Origin of the sequence: Bacillus sp. XT-4 (assembly GCF_050864245.1) — a bacterium.
Taxonomy (GTDB): domain Bacteria; phylum Bacillota; class Bacilli; order Bacillales; family Bacillaceae; genus Bacillus; species Bacillus altitudinis.
The window spans coordinates 112,846-133,344 of the sequence record NZ_JBPAFI010000006.1 but is presented as its reverse complement, the minus strand read 5'-3'; the positions used below and the strand labels follow the sequence as shown (position 1 = coordinate 133,344).

Here is a 20,499-nt window from a genome sequence, read left to right as displayed (position 1 = left end):
GCGGGTGGCTGGCTTTTTTGTTCGTTTACTTTATTGGCAAGAGCATATTGTTCGAGTTGTTCTAAAATGTTAGTCTAATGATATATTGTAAAAATTGGTTGATTATCCATTATAAGAAAGAGGGTTATGTAGATGATGACGATCCTTTATTTGTTTTTCTTATTGTTCTTTCTTTTTTACGCTTTAAACTATATTGGTCAGAAATTAATTGCGAAGGAACACCCAATGAACCACGGATTGATTGTGACGCTGTCAGCAGTGGAAGGTATTCTTGTTTTTGTTCTTGTTGGAATCAATGAGAAATTTCCTTTTTTTTAAACGATCTTACTCTCTACTATCATTATACCCCGAATTTCATCTCATTTATAGACTGTTTTCCGCCCGCATCAGGCCGTATACTGTTATACGCAAGTCAAAAACGATAAGGGATGTGGCTGTATGAATGACAAGAAAGATGTTTTAGATCCTGGGCCGTTTTTTCATGGGACGAAAGCAGAATTGAAGATTGGGGACCTGCTTGAACCGTTGCATTTATCCAATTATCAGGATAAACAATCGAACCACATCTATTTTACTGGAACATTAAACGCAGCCAAATGGGGAGCTGAATTAGCCCGGTCTGATTCCAAAGAGAGAATTTATGTTGTAGAACCGACAGGCGAGTTTGAAGATGATCCGAATTTGACGGATCAAAAGTTTCCGGGGAATCCGACCCGTTCTTATCGATCGACATCCCCTTTGAAAATTGTCGAAGAATTAGGCGCTTGGGAAAGACATTCCGATGAAGAAATCAACCATATGCTGACGTCGTTAAAAAAGTTAAGGGAAGAAGGAAAAAATGTCATATACGATTGATTCGTATGTAAGGAATAGATGAATAAAAGGCCGCCCGATTTCACTTGGGTGGCCTTATGTGCTATTGAAACAGGACATGCATCAGCTCATCAAATGTCTTTGCATGTGTCAAGGAGTGAAGGCGGTCAGGACTGTCTAATAAATCGACAGCTTGTTCAAAAAATTGATTCATGCAGGCAGCGTCATCTTTCTGAATGGCTAACAAGAAAATCAGAGATACTTGATCGCCCTGCCAATCAATTGGCTGTGTCAATCGTGCAATTGCCACGCAGGAGGTGCCTTCATTTGTGATGAGCGGGTGAGGCATCGCAATCCCCTTGCCAAGATAAGTAGATGACATTTGCTCCCGTTCCAGCACGGAGGAACGAAAAGAAGATGAAACAAGCTGATGCGCTTCCAGCCGGCTGCAAAGCGTATCTAATACCTCTTCTTTGCTTGAAAGGTTCACATCCAACAAGGTCAATCGTTCTTGGAAAAAAGCCATCAGCTCCTGCGAAGGGGAACCATGTCCGTTTAACAGGTGAATGACCTCACTCACACGCTGGACATCATGATGTTCAAAAAAAGCATTCACTTGAATGATTGGTTTCCCCTTTGGTGCGAGAGGTACGGTTGTAATAATCACATCACATGGCAAAGTCGTGCTAAAAGCGTAATCCTGATAAGAATAAAGCTCAACAATCTCAAGCTCATGTTGAAAGGCCGCCTTCAATTTAATTTCAAGCAGCCGTGCCGTTCCTAGTCCAGACCCGCATACAATAATGGCCCTCTTTTTTTGCGAGGTGTCAAGATGACTTCTTTCAAATGAAGCAGCAATATGTAAGGCAACATATGCCGCCTCATCTTCATTTGGCGTCCGCACCAGCTGTAAGACATTGAGTCCGCTGACAGCCAAATCAAACGGATAAGGGTAAGATGTTTTGATCTCATGCAAAAGCGGATTTTGTAAAGACACGCCGTATTGAATTCGATTTAATAATGGCTTCATATGCAGCATCAAATCTTGACGCAGGATATCGTCATCTACAAAACGATGACCGCTTGTTTTTTCAATGTGCTGGAGAAATCGTGTCACTGCCTGACGTACTTCTTCTGTCGTTTGGTGCTCATCGATTTCTTTCCACGTTTGATTCGCTAAGAGATGCATCACCAAGTAATCTGTTTCATCCTCTGATAAGGTGACATGAAACGTGTCGCTTATTTGATGAGTGATCTTTTGAGCGATTCTTGTTAACACTGGCGGTCTTTGTGTATGAGTGATACTGGCGGGTATCCGCTGTTTGTTTTGCGTTTGTTGAATGGCAATCGCTAAGTGAATCACTAAATTCTTTAGGGCAATATCTTTAATGAGCAGTGATTCTTGATATAGATTTGTCAGCACAATGGATCGAATGGTTTCAAGTGAAATGTCAGGGAAATGAAGCTGTTCCCGCTCAGTTATATGAGATAGGGCGGGTTCTTCTTCAAGCAGTAAGTCTGCGTAGCACGTCCTTTTTTGCAATTCGTCTCCGTCTACTTTTAAGCCAAACCCAGGCTTTGAGATAAGGGTCATACCGTAACGGGCTAACAGCTCCCGTCCTTTTTTTAAATCACTGCTGACCGTCATACGGCTGATGAACAATTCTTCTGCTAATTGATCAATTTTTAAGTAGTCTGATTGAAGCAATAATTTTCTCATCATAAATCGTATGCGCTCTTCTGGCATGACGGGTACGAGAGAACGGGCAGGAAGCTTTTGCTGATGGAGCCAAAGCAGGAAAGCGTCTTGGTCACTTGTTAAGAGCGTATACCCTTTCCCGCGGATGGTCTTGATCATGGCTCCAGCATGTGTTAACAGCTCGTTTGCTTCTTTGATTAGATTGCGGATGGAACGGTCAGATAAGCGAAAAGAGGCAGTGAGCTCCTCCAGCTTCACGAACCCTTTCGTTTCAAATAGCCGCTGAATGAGCTGGTAGGTTCGAGTATCTGCCGTCATCATCATTGCGCCGCTCCTTGTTCCTTTAAGGCATCAGCTCCAAGGGCGATGGCTCCCATTAAACCAGATAATCCGTCAAAGGAAGGCTTTGTGACGATTTCATTTAATGGCTTTGGTAATTGTAAGTAACCATGAAGACGTTTGTCTGTTTCTTCAAGGATGAGCGGCAGCAAGGCCGGCTGTTTCATGACACCTCCACCAAATATAATGCGTTCTGGTGAAAGAGTGAGTAATAAATTTGCGGTCATTTGCCCAAGATAATAAGCTTGAAGTGACCAGGCAGGGTGCTCCTCTGGCAGCATTTGTGCCAATGTATGATAGCGGCCTTCTATGGCAGGTCCAGATGCTAGTCCCTCTAAACAATCATGGTGGATCGGGCAGCAGCCCCCATAGGTGTCATGAGGGTGGCGCTGAACAGTGATATGTCCCATTTCTGGATGAAGCAGTCCGTGAATGAGGCGGTTTTCAATATAGGCACCGCCGCCGATTCCCGTCCCAACCGTGATATAGATCAAGGAATTTGGTCTGTCTGTTTCCGTTGAAAAACGAGCTTCACCGAGCGCCGCACAGTTCACATCCGTATCAAGCTTCATAGGGAGACCGAGTGCTTGTTTTAAGGTTGAGAGTAATGGAAATTGGCGCCAAGCTGTTTTGGGTGTTTCGAGAATCGTTCCATAGCTGGGGCTGTGTTCTTTTACATCGACAGGTCCGAATGCGCCTATGCCAATCGCATCAACTGGATGCTCTGTAAAGTATTCGATCACTTGCCGGCATGTTTCTTCTGGGTTCCCTGTTGCAAAGGAAGTCATATGTTCAATCGTTCCGTCTGTTGTTCCGTAGCCGCAGACAAATTTTGTACCGCCTGCTTCGATGCCTCCAATTCGCATGATCAATGCCCTCCATTAAAGAGAGGCGGAATCCAAATGGATCCCGCCCCTACATGTTCATTTTTTCTTTACAATGTAGGTTTGTACCTGACAAGGTGTGAGCGGTTCAATGTGTAATGATCCATGTTGTGCTTTCAGTATATGTCCTTCAGGTGTTTCGCCTAAATTCGCTGTTTCTCCATGTTGTAGAGATGAACTATTGATTGAAGCGGCTGTTTGACGTGTTAAATATGGATTGAAGAGACGAATGACAATGCCTGTCCCATGCTCTTCTTTTTTCAAAGCGCTTAGAACGGCCCCGTCTGTTTCAATGTCAAGCAGGCTATAAGTAGATTGTAAGTCTTCTTTTTCATCTCGGAAAGAGAAAATTAAACGACCGTTTAAAAAGTCTGCCCGCTCGTAGCACTGAACCGGGGTGGTGTAACGTTTAGCAAGCTGAGCCAAGTGTCCTTCACTTACCGCTTCTTGGCTATAGTGCATGCCAAAGGAGAATGATAGCGATCCTTGAAGCTGGGCGTCAGGTGTTTCCACGATTTTTTCTCCAGAAGCCCGGCCAGGACGATAAAGAAGGTTTTCTTTCCCCATTTTTCCGAAACAGCGGAAGAGTGTGTAAGCAATGGTTGTGTAGTCTTCGCCTGTGATTTGGTATTCTCTGACGCAATCCGTCAAAAGAGAGACACCATATGCTTCATCGCGAAGTGCAACAAATGATTGCATGGGTTCAATGGTAATCGGTTTTTCTTCCCAATGTTCATTGTTCCACCATTCTAGCTCTTGCGTCAGCTCCGTTGGACGTTCGATGGTGCCAAACTGTTGATCGCTGAGTGATACGTTTGATGCAATACCTGTATCAAAGAGTACCCGTAGACGGTGGTCTAGCGCATGGTTGTCAACATTTACATGAAAACGGATGACCGCTTCATCTTTATTTAAAGCCACCTTCGCTGTGATCGGGAGGGAAGTCGTCACCTTTTGCTCCGAACGTTCCTCTAAATCATATGGGACAGTCAATTGAAGCTTGATGATGAGCTCTTCCTGTAAACTGCTTTTAGATACGGCGATGTCAGCTGATGAGATATCTTTAGATGATACATAAAGGTCCTCACGCGGTGGTGAATAGTTATAAGAATCCCCATCATCTCCGTTGTCTTCAAAGATCATTTGCTCAGAGAAAGTTCGTCCGGTCTGTTTATCCGTAATTTCTAATGACCCATTGTCATTTGCTGTAATGCGGTAAAACGTATTTTCAATGACACGGCCTTCTGTTTTTTCCAAAATGGATTCACTAGATTCATCGAAAACCATGCTGACTTGTGTATAACCAACGGATGGCAAGTCGACTGCTTCAATGAGTAAAACAGCTTTCCATACTTGCTTTGGCATGTACACCTCTTTGCTTGGGTTAAGTGAAATCTGCTGTGCTAAGACATAATCTGTCACATCGGTTTTGCTTTTGACTGTGTAGTGAAGAGTTCGTCCATCAGCGTCTTTTAGTGTAAATGGACGTTCTGTGATAAAGGCTTCGACTTCAATGACTTCAGAGCGCTTTGAAGGCAGTGTATTAAATAAAGTGAACGTGATTTCTTGCTCCGTTTGCAGCCGGATGGCGATGAGACGCATGTGTAAGTCCACAAGATTCTCGGCGATTTCCTTTGCCTGTTTATAGCGGAAGAAGACATCTTGATTCGTCGTATCACTATTACAGCCGCCAATGCTATCATGCGCTGCATTTTCAAACATGAGGTACCAAATATCACGCACCGTGTCATGCGGGTAATCGTGTCCGAGTGAATAGCTGATTGTAAGGATCGGCTCCATCACATTGACAAGATAGTTTTCAATTTGATTGTTTAAGATTTTCAAATCTGCTCTTGTTGAAAAAATGGACTTATGAATTCGCATATGCTTGGCATGAATGAGCTCTCCTTCTAATGTCTCAAAAGAAGTTCGCTCTTTTTTCACTGCTGCAATGTAGTCTTCTAAACTGCTGATTTGATAGTGGTGCTCGTCTATTTCATTGGCTTTTTCTAATAAGTCAGGCAGGTTTTTACGAATAGGCGCCTGGTCAAAGCCATTTGGGAAATAGACATTCTTTGTCGTGGCTTTTGCTTGCAGCGCCCCGATTTTTTCAGAAAGAAAGGCTTGCAGGTCTTCATCCTTTTCAGGAATATTTCCTCCGTAGTAGTAGCCAAATGGCAGATTCACTGCAAACACTTCACTGCCATCAGCCCCGCGCCAATTAAATTCTGTGTGATTCGTCATATGATCAGAAACGCCGCGCCAAAAGGCTGTGTCGACAATACCAAAGCCTTGATAAATTTGAGGCATTTGTGCAGATTGACCGAAGGAATCAGGGACATAACCGACCTTCATGACATGTCCAAACTGCTGACAGCGCTCAATCCCATATTGCAGGTTCCGTACAATCGATTCCCCAGAAATCACGAGCTGATCGGTTTGTGTATACCATGGACCGATGATGAGGCGTTTTGCTGTGACGAGATGTTTAATTCGATCCTCATCCTCTGGTCGCCATTTCAAGTAATCATCTAGCAAGGATGCTTGTGCATCGAGCATGAAGTAATGGAATCGTTCATCTGTTTCGAGGGTGTCCAATATGTCCATTACGCTTTTCATTAAGTAGATACGGGAACGGGAGGTGGTAAAATACCATTCCCGGTCCCAGTGAGTATGTGGAATCACATGTACATTGACAGTCATTGTGTAACGACACCTTTCTTTGTTCAAATTATCCTTCTAGCACAAGGTCAAAATCATCTTCTTCTTTCTGCTTCTGATCATGTTCTGGCTTTTGGGGTTCTTTTTTCTCAGAGAAGTTCACAAGTAGGTTGGCGCCAATTCCAATAACAAGTGCGCCAGTTAGTGCGCCGATTAAATACGCCCACCAGTTTCCTACTGAGAAGAATCCGTATAGTCCGCCAATTGGCGGCATGATGTCATGGACACCTAATAAGGCAGCGACCCCGCTTCCAGCAGCACAAGCGACGACATTCAGCGGAATCAATTTCAAAGGATTGACGAGTGTAAAAGGAATGGCTCCTTCTGTAATCCCGATAATCCCCATCACAAGACCGCCTCGTCCGGCTTCTCTAAAGGTAGGAGAGAAGTTGCGTTTTCGAATCAATGTCGCAAGCCCGTATCCAAGCGGAGGAATGACAATCGCGATATTGACGAGAATGGCAGGAAGATAGACACCTGATAGGAAGAGCGCGTTACCAGCCATCCAAGCTGATTTATTCACTGGGCCGCCAAGATCAAAGCCAATCATTGCACCTAGAATGAGAGCAAGTGCGAGTGTACTTGTTCCATCTGCGACCATGCCTTTGATCCATTCAATTAATGCGGTGTTCAAAGCCCCTAATGGACCGCCCAGCAGAACGGACATGAGAAGTCCGGTTAAGCCAACAGTAATGAGCGGTAAGATGAGCAGAGGGACGAGTCCAGCTGCGGAGCCTTGAATTTGAATTTTTCTTTTCACAAAGAGAGCGACATATCCGGCAAAGAAACCTGCAATGACGGCGCCGATAAAACCAGCATTTGTTGAGCTGGCAAGAGCTCCACCGATAAAGCCGGCCGCAAGACCAGATTTATCCGCAATCGAATAGGCAATAAAGCCAGCGAGCAGTACGTTCATTAAGCCAATGCCTGTCCAGCCAACCTGTTCCATCAAATAGGCACCATGTAAAATGCCGCCTGCATCTTTATAGGCGTTTAAATCTGATACACCAAAACCTAACCCGACTAGTTTGGCTAAACCAACGATAAGTGAAGCTCCGATGATCACCGGAAGAATATAAGAAATACCGGTCATGAGGTGGCCTTCAATGACTTTTAATTTTGCTTTCATTCTGCTTTGCTCCTTTCTATATGGCATTGCTCCTGTTTATTGGGATTCAGATTTTTTCTTTTCAACCAGCGCAACGGCTTTTGTGATGATTTGCTCGGCATTTTTTAAGGCGCGCCCGATTTCGACACGTACAGTAGGAATACCTGAGAAGCGTTCGGCGTCGTTAATATGCTGATTGGAGGCGATGATGCAAAGGTCTGCCTGCTTGGCTTCCTCTGCTGTAATGCCATTCACCTGTCCCATAATTCCTTGTTGTTCGATTTTAATCTCGTGTCCAAGCTGTTTACCCGCATTCTCTAATGCTTTTGCTGCCATTGGTGTATGAGCTAACCCTGCTGGGCATGAAGTGACACCGACAATTTTCATTGTGTAATCCCCTCTTTCAATTGTTGTTCAATGACTTCGTAATAATAGTCTGCTGTTTGACCAGGTTGAATCTTTTCGATAAAAGCAGGCTCCATTAAACTTGTGGCAATGCCAGACAGTAATTTGAGGTGTGTGACATTGGCCTCTTCTAGTGGAACGAGCAGTGTAAATAAATAGCTTGTTGGCAAATCGTCGAAGCTTCCCCATTCAATGGGTTGTTCAAGTTCTAAAAAGAGAAGTGAAGCCGTTTGAACAGCAGAGCTTTTTGTATGAGGAATCGCAAAACCTTGCTGAAGTCCTGTTGAGACTTCGTCTTCGCGTTTCAACAAATCTGTTAATAACCCTGACTGATCATCTGTAATGTGAAGGTCTTCAGCTTTCTCGGAAATGTATTGTAAAATCTCATTCTTTGATCGACCGTTTACTTGTGTAAAAACATGATCTTTTTGGAACAAGCTGATCCCTTCTCTCTTGTTTGTTAAGCGCTTACAATTTGATTTTAATGTACTTTTCGACATGGTTAAATAGCATCATTTTCCGTTTGAAATGGCAAAAAGTTTATGAAGCGATCAGACTAGCCATCTGAATATCTCAAATCCTAGCTTAAAACGAGTTTAATTATGTCAAAAACAGATTCTACTAAAAGGGATTCTGTGATATTCTTCCAAGGTATTGTAAAAGATAAGGGGGTCTTTTCATGTTTAAAAAGCAGGTCAAATCCTGTGTGGTTGTACTCATGGCCATCATTCTATGTATGGCTGCATTACCTGGGTACGAGGCATCAGCAGTTAGTAAGGGCACAAGTGTCAATGAAGCCATTGGGTTAAAAAATGGTGAAGTCATCTCAGGTACATTACAGAATGAAAAAGAAGAGTCATGGTACCAAATCACGCCATCTGCACAAGATGTGGCAAAACATACACATATGCAAATTGCTGTCAAAAGCAAACAAGTGTTATCTGTATCGGTCTACCCAAGTAAGGATAGAGCGATAAAGGATGACACTTATTCGAGATATCGTGTGGACACAGCAAGTGGAGAGACAGAAATCAACTTCCCGCATGCATGGTCAGGTCCTTACTATGTCAAAGTGCTGTATTTAGGTTCAGAGGAAGACAGCCGTGATGAGGAAGAGGATGCAGCATATACAATCGGGTATAAAGGCGCGAATCTTCCGCCATCTGAACCGATTTTCCCTGAAGAAGAAGAGCCAGGGATCATCATTATTGAGAAAAAGCATGGACGTCAAATTCTTCAATCCATTCGTACGATCGAAGACAAACGATTCAATGAAACAGCCGATGGTCAGAAGCTTACACGTCTGCTACAAAAAACAAAGCCGTTTCTTAAATCTAAACTCATCAACAATCAAAAAAAGCAGCAAACGGTGTACAATCATTTGCTTACATTAAAATCATTGCTGAATGACGTAGAGAAAAATGGTGCATTCAGCGGTCATATCGTCACAGAGAAAGAGCAACAGGCGATCCGTTCCCTTTTTGATATGCTCAAAGAGGCAAGTCCAGCCTATCTAAAAAAGGAATTAGAAACAGTGGGACAAAAAGTAGGAATCGATCAGCTTGAAGGAAAATCGATCGGTTATGTATTAGAGAAACAAAAGCTTGTTCCAGAAGAAAAGGTCAACACAAACAAAATCATCTTTAAATTAAAGGATGGACAAACGCTTCAATCCGCAAAAAAGAAGATGAAAGGCTACGGGATTCAAGAAAACCGTGTGACATCTCAGTCAGTAAATCCTTTATTCAAAGGAATGTATGTTTACGATGTACCGGCAGGGAAAGAATCAGCTGGCAAAACGCTTAAAGCAGGCAAAGCTGTGATCAAAAGCACGGCGAGAAAGCTTTCTAGTATGCCGAATGTTGAATTTGCAGAGCCTGTACAAACGTATCGTGCGCTCAGTAATGACGCGCAGTATGGTTACCAGTGGCCGCTGAAAAACAGTGCGCAGAACAGTGGGAAAAAAGGCGCTGATGTGAAGTTTGAACAAATGAATACATTGATTGGCACAAGCAAAATGAAGCAAACGTTAATTGCTGTTGTGGATACAGGTGTCGACAGCCGTTTGTCCGATTTAAGCGGAACGGTTCGCACAGACTTAGGTGCCAATCTCATCGGCCGAAATAAAGATGCAATTGATGACAATGGCCACGGCACCCATGTGGCAGGTATCATTGCAGCAAAAGCCGATAATCATTACTCCATGGCAGGGCTGAATCAACATACAGGAATCATCCCAGTCAAAGTGCTGGATGCGTATGGAAATGGAGATACAGAGCATATTGCTCTTGGCATTAAACATGCAGTGGACAAAGGTGCAAAGGTCATCAACATGAGCCTTGGTGGCTACTATAGCAAGGTCATTGAATATGCGATGAACTATGCTGCACAAAAAAATGTATTAGTGGTAGTGGCGAGCGGAAACGATGGCATTCCAGAAATGGGTTATCCTGCGACTTCCAAATATGCCATGGCAGTTGGTGCAAGCAATCGCATGGATATTGCCGCTGAATTCTCAAGCTATGGGAAAGGATTAAGCATGTCTGCACCAGGGTCCGATATCCCAAGCTTAATGCCTGATGGGAATGTTTCATACTTGAGCGGGACATCAATGGCTACACCGTATGTTGCAGCAGCAGCAGGATTACTGCTTTCTAAAAATCCAACCCTGAAACCAAACCAAGTGAGAAATATTTTACAAAATACAGCGGATGATATTTCATTTAAAGCTGTTGATGGAACAGATGACATTTTCTATGATGAAAATGACGAGCCTGTTGTCGATCCGAAAATTCCGGGTATCGATTGGATGACTGGACATGGCAGACTCAATGCTTTTGCCGCATTAAGTGCTGTTGAATTAAACGCATCAGTCAGCAAAGTAGAAGATCAGCATCAAAAGGTGACAGGAAAGGCGAAAGCCGGCGCTGCCATTTCTGTGTATAGAGGCAAAACCCTGCTTGGAAAAGGCACGGCAAGCAAAAAGGGAACCTTTAGTGTGAAGATCAAGCATCAAAACAAAAATAAAGTGCTTCACATCAAGATATCAAAAGGAAAGGCTGCGACTTCGCTCAAAACGGTCGTGAAAAAGGGCAAAGCACCAGCTAAGCCAAAGGTGAATCGAGTAACAGTGAAAAGTAAAACGGTCAAAGGAACTGCGGGTGCAGGCTTGACAATCAAGGTGAAGAACAAATCAAAGAAAGTCATTCAAACGGTCAAAACCAATAGCAAAGGCGCATTTACGGCTAAAATCAAGCCGCAAAAAGCCAAAACCGTCTTGTATGTGACGGCTTCAGATGTGAGAAAAAGAGAAAGTAAAGCAGTGAAAGTTGTTGTGAAAAAATAGTTTTGCAGCTTCCCTTTTGAATAAAAAGGGAAGTTTTTGTTTTTTACTGGAAAAATGACAATAACTGTCGATAGTAATATAGTAGGAAAAAAAAGGAGGATTTATCGATGAAAAAAATCATGTTTGCTTTCTTTCTATCATTGCTTCTCGTTTTCCCAAGCTTTGCACATGCAGAGGAAACAGGAGCAGTACCAGCATCCGTACAAGTAACAGGCGTCACAGCAGCAGACGGTGGTATGGTTAATTACGGTTCTGGCAGTAAATATCGTGTAGGTTCATATTATCCAGCTACTTTTAAAGGAACATTAAAGGACACAAGTGGTCAACTCATGGCGAATCAGCCAATTCAGCTTTATTTTGAAGCAGCAATCAAATCATATGCTCAAACAGCGACAGGTACAACAGACGAGAATGGACAATTTTCACTAACGATTCAAGTTCCTGCAGGTGCAGGCTACCGTACATACAATAATGCAGGCTGGTCTACACATTACTACGATATCGTTCCAGTGACTTTTACTTCAAACGACATCACGCTATCTTCAAATGTGACAAGTGTGTACCATTTGGCATATACATCACGTTACTAATCTGCTAGAAGAGGCGACTTGGCGAAATTCCTGTCGTTTTCATAGAAAAAAAGGATGTCAGCTAGTGACATCCTTTTCTTTTTGTTAGCAAACCTGCTGGGCGGCAACCGAAAGAGTCGATAAACAAACACTCATGAGCCGTTTCTCCCAGATTCGATCGAGCATTGAGCTTTTCATCTTGAACTTTGATGGATAAGAACTTTGAATACTTGAGCTTTCAGCTTTGAACGTTCAGCTTTGAGCTTTTATCATGGATCATCCTAAGATGATCATCAGATGAGGAGGGAATGACCTTTCCCTCGGAGGTGTTTAGTCCTATCGATTTTCGGCTCACTAACAAAATCGACTAGTCGATCTGTATTTTTGTCAAGGTATTGCTTTCTGACAAGGAGAAATCCACTTCCATTTGGAAATCTTCAATCTCTTTCGAAAGCTGTTCAATCTTCACTCGGAGACGAAGAGGGTCAATGATCGCCGCCTCATTTTCAGCTAGGAATGACTTGACGATCTCTTGGTTGGCAGCGGCTTGTGTTTTCCCGTCTTTCCCAAATAGTGTTTCTAAATGCTGATCCAGTCTCTTTTTCACATCTTCATTGATTTGTTCTGACCGGTCAACCAGCTCTGTGTAGACCTTTTTTAATTTTCGTAAATAACGAATATCGTAATCTATGGATGTCTTGCGTTCAATGGCTTCTGCTACGGTCATGCTAACACCCGCCACCTCAATCGTTGTCGTAGCATTCGACACAACGATGGCTGATTTAATGGCATTTCGGCGTTTGATTAATGCTTGAATCGATTGGTCATCTGCTTTTGCCTTTTTTTCTACTTCTTCTTGATTTTGAAATCCGTTCTGTATATGTTTCCCGATGATCAAACCACCGAGTACGGCTTCATCAATCGTTCGGCTGATTCTCTTATCTAACATTTTCAGTTCACTTAATGCTCTTGTAATGGTCATTTCCATATTAAAAACAGCTCCCTTGATTCATCCTGAAAATCATAGATTCCTATCATATACCAAAATGTCTTTGTTTTGCTAGTGATATCCTTTTTTGGGACAAACAAAAACCCTGGTGCTATACACCAGGTTTTTCTCGTTTTTTCTGAATCCATGTTGTCATGTAATAGGCAGCATAGCAGAGTGCGATAAAAGGGATACCGCAGATAAGAGCAATACGCTGATTTGGATCAAAAGCAATGCCGATCACAGATGCAAGGCATAGGAGGAAGGCAGCAATCGGAACCACCGGATAGAGCGGGGTTCGGAAAGATAAATCATGAAGCTGTCCGCCATCCTGTAAGAATTTTTTGCGAAACATGAACTGTGAAGCTGCAATTCCCATCCATACAACAACAACGGCGAGTCCAGAGATTGAAACAAGAACCAGATACACCGTTTCAGGTGCGATGACACTCGATAGCAAAGAGAGAATGCCCCCAATCATACTCAAAATGAGTGCATTCAAAGGAATTCCCTTTGACGTCAATTTTGCCAGCTTTTTAGGTAATGTTCGTTCTTCAGAAAGGGACCATAGCATGCGAGATGAAGCGTATAGTCCTGAGTTTGCAGCAGATAAGATCGCCGTCAGAATGACAAAGTTCATAAAATCTGCCGCATAAGGAATACCGATGCGGTCAAAGACCACAACGAAAGGACTTTTGATCACCCCGGCTTCTTCTACTGGAATTAAGCCGGCTAAGACCACGATCGTTCCGACGAAAAACAGGACAAGACGTAGCACAGTCGTGCGAATCGCCCGGGGAATGGTCTCATCTGGATTGACACTTTCGCCCGCAGCAATCCCAATTAGCTCAGTACCCGAAAAAGCAAAATTAACAGCCAGCATGGTCATTAAAATCGGTAAAAAGCCGTTTGGGAAGAGACCCCCATCTCCAGTGAAGTTAGAGAAGAACGGAGCGGCCTCACCGCCTTTTAGTGGAATCAATCCAAACATCGCGGCTCCGCCAAGGATAATAAAGAGAATAATAGCCATGACTTTAATGCTAGAAAACCAAAATTCCGATTCTGCAAAAAACTTAACTGTAAAAGCATTGAGTAAAAAGATGAGAATGGCAAAAACACCGCTCCACATCCAAACTGATGTGTCCGGGAACCAGCGCTGCATTAAAAGACCTGCCGCTGTAAATTCTGAACCAAGTGCCACGGTCCATGTCAGCCAATAAAGCCAAGCCACTGTATAGCCAGTGCCGGGCCCAATGTATTTTGTTGCATATGTGTGAAAAGCGCCTGTAACCGGCATTGCGACAGACAGTTCACCTAAACAGAGCATCACGAGATACACAATTAATGCCCCAACCAGATAAGCCAAAATCGTTCCCGCAGGTCCGGCCTGATTGATCGTATATCCTGAACTTAAAAAGAGTCCTGTGCCAATCACGCCACCTAAAGAAAGCATGAACAGGTGACGGCTTGTCATTTTTCGTTGATATTGTTGTGACTGATCTTTTGCTTGTTCCATGTCTTCCCGCCCTTTTGCTTAAAAGTATGTGTGTTGAGTCATGATGCTACGATGTTGCCTGTTTTAAGATATCGGTAATATCCTCTGGTGTCGTCCGGCAGCAGCCGCCGATGATTTGTGCGCCGTCTTTATACCATTGCTGCGCACATTCACCAAATGTATGGTGAGACGTATCGCCGCTCCAAACCTTTTCTTCAGGATCATATAATTCCCCTGAGTTCGGATACACGACAATCGGTTTGCTCGTCCCTTTTTTCATCTCCTGAATAAGAGAAGACATATATTGCGGCGGTGTACAGTTTACGCCAACAGCAGCGATTTGCTCATATGGCTCGAGTGCTTGTACACAGTCTCTAAGTAAATCTCCTTCACTAATGTGCTGACCATCTTTTGCACTAAATGTAATCCACGCATATACACCGCTGAACTCATCCTCCAGCAGTTTAGCGATGGCGATCGCTTCAATGAGACAAGGGATGGTTTCACAAGCGAGAATATCTGCACCAGCCTCTACCAATGCTTGAATTCTTGGTCTGTGAAAATCAATGAGCGCCTGCTCTGTGAGTCCGTAATTCCCCTTATATTCTGAACCGTCAGACAAATAAGCGCCGAAGGGCCCCACAGATCCAGCGACAAATGGTTTTGTCCGCTCTTTACGTTGTGTCTCATCCTGCCAAAACTGCTCACATGCTTCTTTTGCTAAAATGACAGATCGTTTCATTAATTCGATGGCTTCTTCTTTTGTATAGCCTTTTTCAGCAAAGCCATCAATTGTCGTTTGGTAGCTGGCTGTTGTTGCACAGTCAGCACCTGCTTGGAAGTAGTCCAAGTGTACTTGCTGAATCAATTCTGGCTGTTCAATGAGGATTTTGGCTGACCATAAACTGTCGTTTAAATCACAGCCCTTTCGTTCAAGCTCCGTTGCAAGTGCACCATCTAAAATCAATGGTGTGTGAGCCTGTAAACGGCTTTGAATAGGATTCATATAAATCAAACAGCCTCCTTTGTCGATCGGAAATAATGGATATGATATGAGGCAGTAGTTTAAATGACTAAAGTGTTTTTGTCAAGGAGAGGAATAAGCATCATATGACGGAAAAACCCTGAAAACATGCGGGTTTGAGTGCATAAACATACAGTTGAAATAATAGAAAACCAAGTCATTGACAGCCTCTAAAAAGAGATATATATTATGGAAAGGTTCATTTCAGAAAGCTTCATCAAAAGGCGCCGTCTTTTGATTTTTATTTTGTCCAACGACTGTCTTCTTTCGTGCAGAAAGAGGGTTTTTTATATGCTTAAAAAAAGGAGGAAAGAAGAAATTGAAAAAATGTGTAAAAGATATTGCAATGATTCTAGTTGGTTCTTTTTTATTTGCTGCAGCTGTGAACATGTTTGTCATTCCACTTGAGTTTGGTGAAGGCGGCGTAACGGGGCTGTCCATCATTTTCTACTATATGTTTGAGATTGCGCCATGGCTGACAAACCTTGTGTTGAATGCGATTTTATTACTTGTGGGGTATAAATACTTGGACAAGAAGACCACGATCTACACAGTGGTAGCTGTCGCAAGTAACTCTCTATTTTTACATTTGACCACTACATGGGTGGTGAATGTCCATGAATTGATCATTGGTTCTATTTTCGCTGGGATCATCATTGGGATTGGCATTGGTCTTGTTTTAAGAGCGGGCGGTACAACAGCGGGATCTGCTATCCTCGGGCGAATTGCGAATAAGTATCTAGACTGGAACGTGAGCTACGCCATCTTGTTCTTTGATCTGATCGTTGTTTTTGCTTCTTACTTTATTATTGGTGCGGAAAAATTAATGTTTACGATTGTGATGCTGTATGTGGCGACTAAGGTGATGGATTTCGTCATAGAAGGGCTTAACACGAAAAAAGCAGTGACGATTATTTCTTCATGCAAAGATGATATTGCAGAAGAAATCAATCACACCTTGGATCGAGGCGTGACCATTTTAAACGGTCGAGGTCACTATTCGAAGGAATCGAAGGAAATTCTCTATGCGGTCATTCAAAAACAGGAGCTGATGCGTTTAAAGAAAATCATTAAGAAAATTGATCGAGACGCATTCGTTGTTGTCCATGACGTGCGGGATGTGTTTGGAGAAGGATTTGTGAATATATAAAAAGTAAAAAAAGACACCTCCACTATAAAGTGGCGGTGTCTTTTCATATGTTGAGTGATCTTATGTTTAAGGGACTATTTTTTCAAGGTATCATCTTTTTTCTCGTTACTTTTCAGAAAGAAAAAACGTATACACTCAGCAATGGCGGCTCCCACCACAAACAGGATGATGGGTGTAATGGTAAAAGGTTGTTTGAAGATGAACAAATACACGATATAACACAAAGTTAGTGTAATGACTAAAGTGAGATAATTACTCCACATTTTTTTCAAGGTCATCAGCTCCTCGTTTTTTAAGGTCTACCATTATTCGGTATTGGTTGGGTTGAAAAGAACTAGCCACTTTCAGCCGTTCTCATCACTTTAATTCGAGTTGAGTGTTCGTAAAACTTAGTATGATGATCATAAGGATAAACCATTGTGAATGAACTTCTTAATTCCATAAAATTCAGCTTATCCCTTTAAAATAAAGAGATTAAATGGGGTGTTTCCTCATTTATTGATATTCGTTCTTGTTTATGTTTGTTGTCTACAATAGACACACGTTAGATTTACCTTGATCAGGTGAAGCCTTGAAGAAAGAGAAACTTCCTGTATGAAAATTTATAGGACGTTGAGTGTGAAAAGGTGCAAAAGATACCTCTTGTAACATCATACTATGTATTGTATAGTATAAATAGTTAGGAGTTGTAATCATGAATGCACAATTAAAAAAAGGTTTACTTGAATTCTGTGTACTGGCAGTTTTAAAGAAAGGCGATTCCTATGGTTATCAAATGATTAAAGATATGTCCCATTGTATTGAGATTTCAGAATCGACATTATATCCGATATTAAAGCGGTTAGAGCAAAACAATTATGTGGAGACCTATTCACAGGAACATAACAGTCGATTAAGAAAATACTACCGGATGACAACAAGTGGCCGTGAGCATATGGCACAGTTTTTAGCGGAATGGGATCAAGTGATGGCGATTTACGACTTTATTTCTGGAGGACAGAGCAATGAATAAAAAAGAATTTTTAGCCAGCTTGGAGAAGCACCTGCATCGTCTAGGCGAAAAAGAAAGTGATCGGTTCATCGAGTATTACGATGAAATGATCGAGGATTATCAGGAGGATGGCTACAGTGAACAGGAGGCAGTTCATCAAGTCGGTCAGCCTGCCATCATCGCTGAAGGGATTATGAAGGAACAAGGAATCAAAACCGTTCAGGTGCCGACGTTTGGAGAAAAAGCCACAAGACTCTCCATCCTCATTTTGGGCTTTCCGTTATGGGGCAGTATTCTAGCAACAGTCTTTCTGCTGTTTCTTTCTGTGTATATGGTGATTTGGTGCATTCCACTCGTGACAGGTACAATGACGCTAGTTGGTCTGCTTGGCGGTTTTTGGAGCATCATTGGTTCACCGTTTATTTTTCAAGACGGTTTGCATGTGGTGGTGACGCAGATCGGAGTTGGGATTCTTCTATTAGGTGTCGGATTATTAAGCGGCATAGCCACGGCGTATTTGACAAAGCTATTTGTGCAAGGGACTGTTCAATCCACTAAGGCATTCATGGGAATGTTTAAAAAGAAGGTCGTGAGAGTATGAACGTGAATGATTTAAAAAAGCAATGCATCAAATGGGGGATCATCTTCACCGTTGCCGGAGGAATTGTCATGGCAATTGGTTTTGGACTTTCAGGCTTTGACCTAGATGCATATCAAAATAATGACCAGTACAATGTGTTCCGCACGATCAATTGGAGCAAGCCATAAATGAAAGACCCGCTTATGCGGGTCTCAGCGTGTAGACAAACCCTCGCATTCGTTGTCAGTCCTGCGCTTCGGTGCTCACGAATGTCAAATTCGCTCCGCGCCGATGCTCGTCCTTCCTAGGGCTGCAAAGGTTTTCTATCACGCTGAAAAGAAGACAAAGGGCTAAAATCAAGTTCATTTTAGCCCTTTGTCAACAATCTGCGACCCGCTTATGCGGGTCTTTTTTTCGCTCTGGCAACAAAGAAAAAATAACAGCAAAGTGCGCCAAGGTCACAGAGCATAATAATCAGCCCCATTGGAAAGGCAGTCTGGCTTCCAGCTAAGCCGACAAGGGGTGTCATGCAAGCGCCTAGCAGCATTTGCGCCACACCGATGAGGGCAGCGGCACTTCCAGCATGTGCGCCGTGATGCTGCATCGCAAGAGATGGTGCAGAGGTGCCGACAATCCCAACGCTTGAGACCACAAAAAAGAGCGGAATGAGAATGCCATACAATCCTGCATCAATAGAGATCATCACACACAAGGTGACGCCTCCTAAAGCAGCTGTCAGCAGCCCGATGCGAAGGACTTTCTCCTCACCAATTTTCGCAGCAACGCGGGCAAATACTTGTCCGGCTGTGATGATGCCAAGACTATTCACCGCAAAGGCAGCACTGAAGCCTTGCGGAGAAAGGTTGAAAATCTCCTGCAATACAAACGGTGATCCAGAGATATACGCAAACATGGCGGCGAAGACAAGTCCTTGTGAGAGAGCATATCCGACAAAGAGTCGATCGCTCGCTAGAATTTTCATCGCACCTAGGATCTGTTTGAAGCCTCCAGTCTGTCTACGTTCCACAGGTAAGCTTTCTTTCAATGAAAACATCGATCTTAGGAGCATGAGCGTCCCGAGGATTCCTAGCAGAACAAACACTCCCTGCCACGTCGTGAACCGTAACATTTGTCCGCCCACGATCGGTGCCGCTGCAGGAGCCACTCCGTTGACTAACATGAGCAAAGCAAAGAATTTCGTCATTTCTGAGCCTTCATAATGATCTCTCACGATGGCTCGTGCAATAACAATGCCTGCTGAACCAGCAAGTCCTTGAATCAGCCTTAAAAGAATGAATGTCCAAATTGATGTGACAACTGTACATAAAAGAGATGCTGCAATAAAAATGATTAATCCAACCATCAGCGGCTTTCTTCTGCCGACTGTATCACTGATTGGACCTGCAATGAGCTGTCCAAGCGCAAGTCCAATCAAACAAGCCATGAGACTTAACTGAGACAGCGCCGTGCTTGCTTCAAAGTCACGGGCGATATTAGGTAAAGCAGGTAAATACATATCCATTGCCAGCGGTGCAAGGGCTGTTAAAGAGCCAAGAAGCGCGGCAAGGAGGAATCGATTTTTTTTCGATTCTTGGGGATAAGATAAAGAATTCATATGATGCCACTCCTCGTATACGTCCTCAAATCAGCATAATGAATCAAGCTTTCCATTTCAATCAAAATTTTCAAAGAAGTTTTCGTGCAAAATCATTGATCTTTCGAAGGAGACTCTTTACATTGAATGAGTAGAGAAAAGAATCAGATCATCGGCATGCAATGATTGCATGATTCGTATATCCATTCATAGACAAACAGGAGGTGCTGGCATGGAGCAACAAGAGTTGATCATTCGTCAAGCGGTGAGCGAAGATCATGAGGCGATCACACATGTGTTGATCAAATCATACGCACAGTATGAGCCTCAATTTACAGAGGAAGGCTGGCAAAATTATTCTGCAGCGCTGCGAGCGGCTGTAGATAACCCAAACATGGAGTTGATGCTCGTGGCCGAGCTTGAGGGCAAGGTCGTGGGGACCCTTCAAATGTTTCGATCATCAGAACAGGCATATGACAAGCCGGAGATGGGCATTACTTCAGCGATTGTCCGGTTTTTAGGGGTAGATCCTGATGTGAGAGGAAAAGGCATTGCAGAGTCATTGTTGCGTAAAAGTATAGAACTAACGCAATCGTGGGGCGAGAACGTCCTGTACCTTCATACGTCGGATAAAATGCAGGCCGCCATTCGTTTATATGAAAGAATGGGCTTTGAACGGGCACTTGATAAAGAATTTGTGAATCAAAATGGGACGCATGTGAAGAGCTATCAGTATGTGATTAAAAAAGAACAGCCGGCTGGCTCATAACATACATCGAATAAGAAGAGGAAG

The 20,499-nt window shown here is 43.1% G+C and carries 19 protein-coding genes; 9 read left to right on the top strand and 10 right to left on the bottom strand.

Translation table 11 applies throughout. The annotated features are described in order from the left end of the window. Positions 1-132 precede the first annotated feature (132 nt). On the top strand, positions 133-318 hold the full coding sequence (locus ACRRMM_RS15895) for a hypothetical protein (protein WP_008343855.1): 186 nt from the start codon (positions 133-135) through the stop codon (positions 316-318). Between the two features lie 120 nt (positions 319-438). Beyond that, complete coding sequence (gene arr, locus ACRRMM_RS15890) at positions 439-855, top strand: NAD(+)--rifampin ADP-ribosyltransferase (protein WP_428828749.1); 417 nt, start codon at positions 439-441, stop codon at positions 853-855. A 61-nt stretch (positions 856-916) separates the two neighbouring features. Here arr and ACRRMM_RS15885 read toward each other — a convergent pair whose 3' ends face one another. Genes ACRRMM_RS15885 through ACRRMM_RS15860 form a run of 6 tightly spaced genes read right to left on the bottom strand, consistent with a single transcriptional unit; the run spans position 917 to position 8,406 of the window. Beyond that, the gene (locus ACRRMM_RS15885) at positions 917-2,836 is read right to left on the bottom strand and encodes a BglG family transcription antiterminator (RefSeq protein ID WP_428828750.1); all 1,920 of its coding nucleotides are present in this window, start codon (positions 2,834-2,836) and stop codon (positions 917-919) included. After that, positions 2,833-3,717 carry an ROK family protein gene (locus ACRRMM_RS15880; protein ID WP_024719038.1) on the bottom strand — a complete coding sequence of 295 codons (885 nt, stop codon included), beginning with the start codon at positions 3,715-3,717 and terminating at the stop codon, positions 2,833-2,835. The genes ACRRMM_RS15885 and ACRRMM_RS15880 overlap by 4 nt, the downstream gene beginning before the upstream one ends. Positions 3,718-3,774: 57 nt before the next feature. Then, complete coding sequence (gene mngB, locus ACRRMM_RS15875; RefSeq protein WP_428828751.1) at positions 3,775-6,438, bottom strand: mannosylglycerate hydrolase; 2,664 nt, start codon at positions 6,436-6,438, stop codon at positions 3,775-3,777. Between the two features lie 28 nt (positions 6,439-6,466). After that, the gene (locus tag ACRRMM_RS15870; protein ID WP_017358746.1) at positions 6,467-7,585 is read right to left on the bottom strand and encodes a PTS fructose transporter subunit IIC; all 1,119 of its coding nucleotides are present in this window, start codon (positions 7,583-7,585) and stop codon (positions 6,467-6,469) included. Positions 7,586-7,621: 36 nt separating this feature from the next. Then, positions 7,622-7,951 carry a PTS fructose transporter subunit IIB gene (locus tag ACRRMM_RS15865; RefSeq protein ID WP_007498438.1) on the bottom strand — a complete coding sequence of 110 codons (330 nt, stop codon included), beginning with the start codon at positions 7,949-7,951 and terminating at the stop codon, positions 7,622-7,624. After that, complete coding sequence (locus ACRRMM_RS15860) at positions 7,948-8,406, bottom strand: PTS sugar transporter subunit IIA (protein WP_007498437.1); 459 nt, start codon at positions 8,404-8,406, stop codon at positions 7,948-7,950. The genes ACRRMM_RS15865 and ACRRMM_RS15860 overlap by 4 nt, the downstream gene beginning before the upstream one ends. A 242-nt stretch (positions 8,407-8,648) precedes the next feature. Between ACRRMM_RS15860 and ACRRMM_RS15855 the strand changes: the two genes are divergently transcribed. Continuing rightward, positions 8,649-11,315 carry a S8 family peptidase gene (locus tag ACRRMM_RS15855; RefSeq protein WP_058214111.1) on the top strand — a complete coding sequence of 889 codons (2,667 nt, stop codon included), beginning with the start codon at positions 8,649-8,651 and terminating at the stop codon, positions 11,313-11,315. Positions 11,316-11,422: 107 nt separating this feature from the next. Continuing rightward, positions 11,423-11,905, top strand: coding sequence for a hypothetical protein (locus ACRRMM_RS15850; RefSeq protein ID WP_007498435.1), 483 nt, complete (start codon positions 11,423-11,425; stop codon positions 11,903-11,905). Positions 11,906-12,251: 346 nt separating this feature from the next. On the opposite strand, the gene ACRRMM_RS15845 is transcribed toward ACRRMM_RS15850, so the two are convergent. The 3 genes from ACRRMM_RS15845 to mmuM form a co-directional block, all read right to left on the bottom strand. Then, a complete protein-coding gene (locus ACRRMM_RS15845) occupies positions 12,252-12,872 on the bottom strand; it encodes a hypothetical protein (RefSeq protein ID WP_017366532.1) in 621 nt (206 codons plus the stop codon). 112 nt (positions 12,873-12,984) lie between these two features. Further along, on the bottom strand, positions 12,985-14,388 hold the full coding sequence (mmuP, locus tag ACRRMM_RS15840; protein WP_035390586.1) for an S-methylmethionine permease: 1,404 nt from the start codon (positions 14,386-14,388) through the stop codon (positions 12,985-12,987). A gap of 46 nt (positions 14,389-14,434) precedes the next feature. Continuing rightward, the gene (gene mmuM, locus ACRRMM_RS15835; RefSeq protein ID WP_035390584.1) at positions 14,435-15,373 is read right to left on the bottom strand and encodes a homocysteine S-methyltransferase; all 939 of its coding nucleotides are present in this window, start codon (positions 15,371-15,373) and stop codon (positions 14,435-14,437) included. A 337-nt stretch (positions 15,374-15,710) separates the two neighbouring features. Here mmuM and ACRRMM_RS15830 point away from each other — a divergent pair, with 337 nt between their 5' ends. The 4 genes from ACRRMM_RS15830 to ACRRMM_RS15815 all read left to right on the top strand — a co-directional run bounded on the left by ACRRMM_RS15830 (position 15,711) and on the right by ACRRMM_RS15815 (position 18,300). Next, the gene (locus ACRRMM_RS15830) at positions 15,711-16,541 is read left to right on the top strand and encodes a YitT family protein (RefSeq protein WP_025206673.1); all 831 of its coding nucleotides are present in this window, start codon (positions 15,711-15,713) and stop codon (positions 16,539-16,541) included. 694 nt (positions 16,542-17,235) lie between these two features. Beyond that, on the top strand, positions 17,236-17,553 hold the full coding sequence (locus ACRRMM_RS15825; RefSeq protein ID WP_017366535.1) for a PadR family transcriptional regulator: 318 nt from the start codon (positions 17,236-17,238) through the stop codon (positions 17,551-17,553). Next, the gene (locus ACRRMM_RS15820) at positions 17,546-18,133 is read left to right on the top strand and encodes a DUF1700 domain-containing protein (RefSeq protein ID WP_057078633.1); all 588 of its coding nucleotides are present in this window, start codon (positions 17,546-17,548) and stop codon (positions 18,131-18,133) included. The genes ACRRMM_RS15825 and ACRRMM_RS15820 overlap by 8 nt, the downstream gene beginning before the upstream one ends. Further along, on the top strand, positions 18,130-18,300 hold the full coding sequence (locus ACRRMM_RS15815; RefSeq protein ID WP_017360401.1) for a hypothetical protein: 171 nt from the start codon (positions 18,130-18,132) through the stop codon (positions 18,298-18,300). The genes ACRRMM_RS15820 and ACRRMM_RS15815 overlap by 4 nt, the downstream gene beginning before the upstream one ends. 209 nt (positions 18,301-18,509) lie before the next feature. Here ACRRMM_RS15815 and ACRRMM_RS15810 read toward each other — a convergent pair whose 3' ends face one another. After that, complete coding sequence (locus ACRRMM_RS15810) at positions 18,510-19,727, bottom strand: multidrug effflux MFS transporter (protein ID WP_428828752.1); 1,218 nt, start codon at positions 19,725-19,727, stop codon at positions 18,510-18,512. 211 nt (positions 19,728-19,938) lie between these two features. Here ACRRMM_RS15810 and ACRRMM_RS15805 point away from each other — a divergent pair, with 211 nt between their 5' ends. Beyond that, on the top strand, positions 19,939-20,475 hold the full coding sequence (locus tag ACRRMM_RS15805; protein WP_008342165.1) for a GNAT family N-acetyltransferase: 537 nt from the start codon (positions 19,939-19,941) through the stop codon (positions 20,473-20,475). Positions 20,476-20,499: the final 24 nt, after the last annotated feature.

Coding starts and splice junctions, on each gene's coding strand:
- ACRRMM_RS15805 (WP_008342165.1), top strand. CDS start 19,939: ATGGAGCAACAAGAGTTGATCATTCGTCAAGCGGTGAGCGAAGATCAT.
- ACRRMM_RS15845 (WP_017366532.1), bottom strand. CDS start 12,872: ATGGAAATGACCATTACAAGAGCATTAAGTGAACTGAAAATGTTAGAT.
- ACRRMM_RS15865 (WP_007498438.1), bottom strand. CDS start 7,951: ATGAAAATTGTCGGTGTCACTTCATGCCCAGCAGGGTTAGCTCATACA.
- ACRRMM_RS15870 (WP_017358746.1), bottom strand. CDS start 7,585: ATGAAAGCAAAATTAAAAGTCATTGAAGGCCACCTCATGACCGGTATT.
- mmuM (WP_035390584.1), bottom strand. CDS start 15,373: ATGAATCCTATTCAAAGCCGTTTACAGGCTCACACACCATTGATTTTA.
- ACRRMM_RS15810 (WP_428828752.1), bottom strand. CDS start 19,727: ATGAATTCTTTATCTTATCCCCAAGAATCGAAAAAAAATCGATTCCTC.
- mngB (WP_428828751.1), bottom strand. CDS start 6,438: ATGACTGTCAATGTACATGTGATTCCACATACTCACTGGGACCGGGAA.
- ACRRMM_RS15880 (WP_024719038.1), bottom strand. CDS start 3,717: ATGCGAATTGGAGGCATCGAAGCAGGCGGTACAAAATTTGTCTGCGGC.
- ACRRMM_RS15815 (WP_017360401.1), top strand. CDS start 18,130: ATGAACGTGAATGATTTAAAAAAGCAATGCATCAAATGGGGGATCATC.
- ACRRMM_RS15895 (WP_008343855.1), top strand. CDS start 133: ATGATGACGATCCTTTATTTGTTTTTCTTATTGTTCTTTCTTTTTTAC.
- arr (WP_428828749.1), top strand. CDS start 439: ATGAATGACAAGAAAGATGTTTTAGATCCTGGGCCGTTTTTTCATGGG.
- ACRRMM_RS15855 (WP_058214111.1), top strand. CDS start 8,649: ATGTTTAAAAAGCAGGTCAAATCCTGTGTGGTTGTACTCATGGCCATC.
- mmuP (WP_035390586.1), bottom strand. CDS start 14,388: ATGGAACAAGCAAAAGATCAGTCACAACAATATCAACGAAAAATGACA.
- ACRRMM_RS15825 (WP_017366535.1), top strand. CDS start 17,236: ATGAATGCACAATTAAAAAAAGGTTTACTTGAATTCTGTGTACTGGCA.
- ACRRMM_RS15820 (WP_057078633.1), top strand. CDS start 17,546: ATGAATAAAAAAGAATTTTTAGCCAGCTTGGAGAAGCACCTGCATCGT.
- ACRRMM_RS15885 (WP_428828750.1), bottom strand. CDS start 2,836: ATGATGATGACGGCAGATACTCGAACCTACCAGCTCATTCAGCGGCTA.
- ACRRMM_RS15850 (WP_007498435.1), top strand. CDS start 11,423: ATGAAAAAAATCATGTTTGCTTTCTTTCTATCATTGCTTCTCGTTTTC.